We start from the raw sequence: 5127 nt of genomic DNA, 5'->3' as shown, positions 1-5127 counted from the left end.
GGCGAACTATAGCAAAGCCACCCACGGCCGGCAAGCTTTATTTGAGCAATTCGGCAACCGCCATGCCCACATCGGTTGTACTGGCGCTGCCGCCCATGTCCGGCGTCCGCGGACCATGCTCGAGCACCTGCTCGATGGCGCGCACAATCGCGTCATGTGCCGCCGTGTAATTGACATCGCCATTGCCGAGAAAGTCCAGCATCATGGCGCCCGACCAGATCATGCCGATCGGGTTGGCGATATTCTGGCCGTAGATATCGGGTGCGGAACCGTGCACCGGCTCGAAGACGGAAGGAAAAGTCCGCTCCGGATTGATATTGGCCGATGGTGCGATGGCAATCGTTCCCGTACAGGCGGGGCCCAGGTCGGACAAGATGTCGCCAAACAGATTTGAAGCGACCACCACGTCGAAACGTTCGGGGCTCAATACAAAGCGGGCAGCCAGGATGTCGATATGGTATTTATCCCAGTGGACATCGGGAAAGCTCGGGGCCATGGCTTCCACCCGCTCATCCCAATACGGCATGCTGATGGCAATGCCATTCGATTTGGTTGCCGATGTCAGGTGTTTCTTGGGCCGGCTTTGCGCCAGCTCGAATGCGTATTTCAATATCCGGTCGACGCCCTTGCGCGTAAAAACGGATTCCTGCAGCACCGTTTCGCGTTCCGTCCCCTCGAACATGCGGCCGCCCACGGATGAATATTCTCCTTCCGTGTTTTCACGCACCACATAAAAGTCGATATCGCCCGGCTTTTTATTCGCCAGCGGGCACGGCACGCCCGGCATCAGCCGCACGGGACGCAAGTTGACGTATTCATCGAATTCACGCCGGAATTTTAATAAGGAGCCCCATAGCGAGATATGGTCAGGCACCTTGTCCGGCCAGCCCACGGCGCCAAAATAGATGGCGTCGAAATCCTTGAGCTGCGCAAACCAGTCCGACGGCATCATTTGCCCGTGTTCCAGGTAATAGTCGCAGTTGGCCCATGCCATCGTCGTAAACTGCAGGTCGATATTGAAACGGCGGGCAGCCGCTTCCATCACACGCAAGCCCTCCGGCATGACTTCATTGCCAATGCCGTCACCGGCGATGACGGCGATTTTATGTGTGCTCATGGGATACCCTGTTGGAAATAGGCGATGGAAGCCTGTATTTACATCGGCTGCGCCACGTCCGGGTACAGGCGCGCCAGCACATCGGCAGTGATCGCCGTGATGATGGGCTGCACACGTTCGGCCGCCAGTTCATTGGACTTCTCGCGGCGCACCTCTTTCCATAGCTCGACCAATGCGCCCTCGTGGCGCGCCACCGCCTGCTCGACTTCATCCTGCCAGAAGGCCGGCGCCTCGCTTTCAACAAAGTTGCCGCGACCACGGCCAAAGTGCGCCACCGCCAGGTAACGCAGCACGCCCGCCACCACCAAGGTGCGCAGGAAGGCATCCGTGAATTGCATGGTGGGCTCATTACGGTCCGTGCCGGAATTAAAGCCCCAGGCTGCGCCCGCAAACGTCAACGCACCAACCACACCGCCGAGCAGGGCGCCCGTACCCAGGGTCAGGCCGCCGGAAATCAGGTCGGCTGACAGGCCCGTCGCGGCACCGGAAATCATGGCCCCCAGCAAACCCGCTTGCGCCTTGTCGATCGGCGCGCGCACGGCAAAGTTTTCCCGTATGCGGCTATTGATCTTATGCGCATCGGTCGGGTCGAGTTTGTGCAGTATCAAAAGCTCGCGCGTGGTGATACCGCTGTGCGTATTGAGCCTCGCCACCAGGCTGGCCATGGCTTTTTCCTGGCGTTGCTGCTCCGCGTTCTTACCTATGCCCACGACCTGCAAGGCCGATTTCAGCAAGCCCTTGGAGACAGGCTCGATGGCTTCGCGGTCCTGCCCGGCCACTGCCAGCTGCGTGGCCAGCAAGTGCATGGCCTGTCGGAAACGCGCCGTATTCTGTTCTTGCCAGGCAGCAAACAAACGCGCATAGCCCGCCTGCTGCGACTGCGGCAACAATTTACCCACGGCTTCATAAAACACGCGCTCATGTACCCAGCAGCGAGCAAAGGCATCGAGCGCCAGAACGTCGCGCACGATCGGATACTGCTGCAAATGTTCGCGCCAGCGCGCCTGTTCGCTATGTTCCTCATTGCCTGGACGCGGCGGCCCCATCTGATTGAGCAAGACCACCACGGGCTTATCGAGCCAGGCGAGGATTTTCATTTCCGCCGGCAAGTAACCCGCATCCTTCGGATGCTCCGAGGAATTCACCAGATACAGCACCACGTCGGCGGAGTCCTTGGCCGTGCGCAGCGCTTGCTGGCTGAGCCAGAACGGGCGGTCGCGGTAACGGTCCAGCACTTCACGCAGAAACCAGCCGATGGGATTGCCCGACTGCCCCAGGCGTTTGAGCAGGCGCACGGAGTCGCCAAAGCCGGGCGTATCCCACAATTGCAAGACATCGCCCTGTGGCGTGGCCAGCAAGGTATGCGATTCCGCAAACACGGTCACGTGGGCGGCGTCGCGCACTTCGCCGATGTCCACGCCCACCAAGGTGCGCGCCAGGGTCGTCTTGCCATTATTCGTGTGCGAAATCAGCGCGAATTGAATCTGCACCGCATCATCCTGCACATCTTTATTCACATTCACACTCATGCTGCTGCCGATACTTTCAAGCCGACACCTGCATCGAGCGGGTGCAAGGCAGGGTTGAGCAAATTGACCACGGTGGCCGTGGTTTTATGGAACTGGCAGAACTGCTGCCACAGGGCGACTCGTTCCGCCAGGCGCGCGCCGTTATCCGCCTGCTCGCCGGCCCGCTCCAGGTAGCTGGACTCGTCGATCAGGACGGCGATGCCGCGTGCCGACGATTGCACCAGATAATCGAGGAAGGCGCCGTGATTTTCCTTTTCCGGCGTCGCCGTCAGATTGAACAGTACGGCCGTGATATTGACTTGCGGATCGTTCAAGTCCGTGCCGCGCAAGACGTCCTGCGGCTCTTCGCCGTACGACATCGATGGACGCAGCATCATGCGCCCCTGCTCGCCGAACAGCATGATGGAGAGCTGGCCCAATCCCATGTGGCGTGCTTCATCGACAGTAAAGCTGTACGGCAAGACGCGCAGCATGCCACCCGTGGCCACGCCAATGCTTTCATTAAGCTTGCGGAAATACGGCTGATCGAGATCCAGCGGAAAGTTCTTGGCCAGGCGCGCGGCGCGCCAATTGTTGACCAGGGCCAGTATCAGGCGGGGAACGACGACCAGCAGGAAGATGGTTGCCGCATACAAATGCACCCAGCGCGCGCCACCTTCGATGGTCGTCGTTTGCGGGAAGCGCAGTGCTTCGATTTCCGCCAGCGAAAAACCTTGCAAATGAAACAGGGCAATAGCCGGTGCAAACAAGGTCGAAAGCAGGCTGTGCACTTGGCCGGGATTTAAAAAGGTACTTTCCCAGCCGGCCGCATATTGCGACAGAAAGCCGCGGGCATACAGTGAGGCAACGGCGCCGATGGCAAACATGGCGGCGCTCAGGTGGATGGTACGGCTCAGGCGCGCGGCCGTCAGCTTGGCGCTCAAGTGTGCCCATTCCCCCATGAAACTGAGCAAACCTGAAGACAAGGCGTGCGGCAGTTTGCGCGGCAGGGCCAGGCGGCCCACGCTCAGGTGACGCACCAGTCCCGCCTTCGGCCAGCCGAGCGAGTGCGAGGGAATGCATAGCCAGATCAGCAAGCCCAGGTAGACCAGCACATTCCAGGCGATGATCAGCAACAAGGGCGCCGACAGCAAGTCGACGCGATGGGGATCCGTGATGCGGTCGAGCCCGGCGCCCAGCAGCAAGGCCAGCAATGGCAAGGCCAGCGCCAGGGTCTTCATGCCGTTGCGACGCTTCGCGAAGGCAGCGAAAGCGGGGGTGCGCTCGGTGATGCGCTTGATGATCAGCTCGGAACGCTGCTGCAGGAAATCGTCACCTGTCACTTCGGCCTGCTTGCCCGAAGCTTGCCACTGCGCAAGCTCACGCGCGCTGCGGCTGGCATACATGCGGTCGTCCTCGCTGAGGACTTCTTTTTTCTGGTCGGCCGTCTCGATAGCACGGACCAATACCACTTCTCTCGCAATCTGCTCGTTCATGGTGCTCCTGTTTTTGTATGAAACGACAACTCGACAGGCAGATTGTGACGTACTTTCGTGTTTCAGGCCAACGCGTCCTCGGCCCGGAACAAATGATGCAACAGATAGATCAGGAAAGAAGCGATCCAGGCAGACCACAAGGTGTGCGTAAAGAATTGTGTACCTTGCAACTGTTGCTGCCAGCTTGCCGCCAAACCGCACAGCAGCATGATGCAGGCGAACAGCAGCGCCGTGCGTGGCCGTCCGGGCAGGCAGAACAATGGCAAGGCCAGCATCCACCAGGCAGCGTTCGCCTGGGTAGCGGGCAGGCATGCCATGGCAGATGCGCTGGCTGGCAACGTTTCCAGCAGGCGCGTGTATGGTTCCAGTCCGCCGTAACGCAACAAATCCGTGGGACAGGGCACGTCGCTGAAGGAAGAGAGCAAATAGATGCTTAATGGCACGAAGATAGCCGACAGTGCCACTACGCGCAAGGCGCTGCGGCGTGATGCCAGCCAGGCCAGCGGATGCAAGGTGTCCCAGACGGCCAAGCAGATCAAGGCGGCGCCAAGCAAGATCATGCAGAGCTGGAAACTGCTCGCCCACGCGCTGTCGGCACCGGCAAATTGCCCGCGCGCGCGGTCGAACATACTGTCGGCGATCATGAGGTCGACGTTGCTGTAGTTACCGATCCAGAGTATCAGCATGGCCGACAGCATCAGGACACTATCGATGCCTTTGGGAGTTTTGACGAGTTTAAGCTTGGCCAGCATGGGTGCACACACTACTTGATGAGAATGGAAGTCATCGTACAGTGTCAATATGAAGAGAACATGACGATGCCCGCCGTACACAACATGTGGTGATAAATGACAAAGGCAGCGCTTAACGCTACCTTTTTTTGTCTGTTGCATTGGCTGCTGAGTTGTCGGATTACGCTACGCTAATCCGACCTACCCGCCATCCAATAAACGTAGGTCGGCTTAGCGCGCAGCGCGTAAGCCGACAAGCACCTGCGGCGCCCAAC

The 5127-nt window shown here is 59.4% G+C and carries 4 protein-coding genes; all 4 read right to left on the bottom strand.

All coding sequences use genetic code 11. From position 1 onward, the window contains the following. Positions 1-37 precede the first annotated feature (37 nt). A complete protein-coding gene (locus V3C40_RS28165) occupies positions 38-1117 on the bottom strand; it encodes a tartrate dehydrogenase (RefSeq protein WP_331779152.1) in 1080 nt (359 codons plus the stop codon). 38 nt (positions 1118-1155) lie between these two features. After that, positions 1156-2646, bottom strand: a complete 1491-nt coding sequence (locus V3C40_RS28160; protein WP_331779151.1) for a DUF3482 domain-containing protein — start codon at positions 2644-2646, stop codon at positions 1156-1158. Then, the gene (locus V3C40_RS28155) at positions 2643-4121 is read right to left on the bottom strand and encodes a DUF2868 domain-containing protein (RefSeq protein WP_219330426.1); all 1479 of its coding nucleotides are present in this window, start codon (positions 4119-4121) and stop codon (positions 2643-2645) included. Before V3C40_RS28155 ends, V3C40_RS28160 begins: the two co-directional genes overlap by 4 nt. A 62-nt stretch (positions 4122-4183) precedes the next feature. Next, the gene (locus V3C40_RS28150) at positions 4184-5014 is read right to left on the bottom strand and encodes an acid phosphatase (protein WP_331779150.1); all 831 of its coding nucleotides are present in this window, start codon (positions 5012-5014) and stop codon (positions 4184-4186) included. Positions 5015-5127: the final 113 nt, after the last annotated feature.

This window comes from Janthinobacterium sp. LS2A (genome assembly GCF_036543145.1).
GTDB lineage: Bacteria > Pseudomonadota > Gammaproteobacteria > Burkholderiales > Burkholderiaceae_D > Janthinobacterium > Janthinobacterium aestuarii.
This window is presented reverse-complemented; position numbering and strand designations above follow the sequence as displayed.